Annotated in this window: 1 protein-coding gene; it reads right to left on the bottom strand. The window is 74.2% G+C overall.

Features of this window, described 5'->3' with window-relative positions; genetic code table 11:
• Positions 1–739: sigma-70 family RNA polymerase sigma factor (locus tag LPA54_RS33885; protein ID WP_306806580.1), on the bottom strand; the 739-nt coding region annotated here is incomplete at both ends.

Raw genomic sequence — 739 nt, 5'->3', positions numbered from 1 at the left:
GACATGGCCTGCCGGATCCACCAGGTCGCGTAGGTGGAGAACTTGAAGCCGCGCGCGTAGTCGAACTTCTCGACGGCCCTGATCAGGCCGAGGTTGCCCTCCTGGACCAGGTCGAGCATGGTCAGCCCGCGCCCCACGTACCGCTTGGCCACGGACACCACGAGCCGCAGGTTCGCCTCGATCAGCCGGCGCTTGGCCATGCGGCCCATGACGACGAGCCGGTCCAGGTCGTGCGCGAGGCGGCTGTCCAGGTCGGGGGTGAGACGCAGCTTCTCCTCGGCGAACAGCCCGGCCTCGACCCGGCGGGCGAGCTCCACCTCCTCGGCGGCGGTGAGCAGCGGGATGCGGCCGATCTCCCGCAGGTACTGGCGGAACAGGTCGGCGGAGGGACCGCCGGTCTCCGGCCGCATCCGCGGGTCGACGGGCCCGGCCGGCTCCACGACGTCCGGCGGCCCGGCCTCGACGGGGTCCTCCGCTGACGGCGGCTCCACCGGCGCGGGCGGCTCGGGCCCGGTCCCGGGGCGCTGCCCGACGCGGCTCGGCGCGGGCATCGCCACCAGCAGATCCGCGTCCGGCGCTGCGCCGACGACGTCGGGGTCGGTAGGGGTGAGGGTCTGGGTCTGCACGGGGGCGACCTCCAGGATGATCGCTGCCTGGGGGTGGGGCAGCGGTACTTCAGGGGCGGAGTCGACGGCCTCGCCGCTGTCCGTCCCGTACGCGATGAGCGGAACCGCGGGGG

The organism is Streptomyces sp. DH12 (genome assembly GCF_020873895.1).
Taxonomy (GTDB): Bacteria; Actinomycetota; Actinomycetes; order Streptomycetales; family Streptomycetaceae; genus Streptomyces.
Note: the sequence above shows the minus strand (reverse complement) of the source record. Positions and strands in the feature narration are given on the sequence as shown.